The organism is Pseudomonas sp. FH4 (assembly GCF_000510915.2).
GTDB lineage: Bacteria > Pseudomonadota > Gammaproteobacteria > Pseudomonadales > Pseudomonadaceae > Aquipseudomonas > Aquipseudomonas brenneri.
The window spans coordinates 1-752 of sequence record NZ_AOHN01000056.1 but is presented as its reverse complement, the minus strand read 5'-3'; the positions used below and the strand labels follow the sequence as shown (position 1 = coordinate 752).

The 752-nt window shown below is 59.4% G+C and carries 2 pseudogenes; both read left to right on the top strand.

What is annotated here, in order from left to right:
- Positions 1–252: pseudogene (locus H097_RS28360) on the top strand (hypothetical protein); the annotation flags it as partial.
- An 8-nt stretch (positions 253–260) separates the two neighbouring features.
- A pseudogene (locus tag H097_RS26630) lies at positions 261–752 on the top strand (hypothetical protein); the annotation flags it as partial.

Here is a 752-nt window from a genome sequence, read left to right as displayed (position 1 = left end):
ATCGCGTTCCCGCGCTGGTTGGGCGGATTGATCATCCAATGGGGCAATGCCTACATCGCAACCAACGGCAGCCAGTTCCTATTCCCGATCGGTTTCCCAAATAGATGCTTTGTTCTCGACGTGGGCAGCGGTGAAGACACTACGGGACAGGCCGAGGTGATGAATATTGTTCCCGGCTCCCGCACCCGTACCGGCTTTACCGCCAACGCCACGGCGGCATCCACCTACGGCTACATCGCGATCGGCCATTAAGGACTCCCATGAGCAAATACTTTTACAGTCCGTCACTGCACACCTTTCTGGTGGAGGGCATTCACCCAAAACGCCCACGCGACAGCGTGCCGATCAGCTACCAGGATTACTCCTATTTGCTGGCCAAGCAGTCCGAAGGCTTGCAGATCGTGTTCGACAGCGAAACCAAACAGCCCGTGGCGCGCCTGGCGCCCGGGACCAGCAAGCCCGAGCAACTGCAGAGCCTGTACCGGCAGAAGAACAGCGAGATCAACACCGCGTGTGAAACCGCGATCACCGGCGGCTTCTGGTCGCCGGCGTTGGGGGCGCTTCACCAGTACCCCAGCAAACTGGATGATCAACTGAACCTGACCAGCGTGATTCTGCAGGGCTTTGACAGCCCCTACGGCTGCCGCGACGAGGCTGGAGTTAAAGAGCTGCGCCAGCACACGGCCAAGCAGCTGCGCCAGGTCAGCGAAGACTTCACCACCTTCAAAATGGAGCTGCTGCAGCGGGCCAAT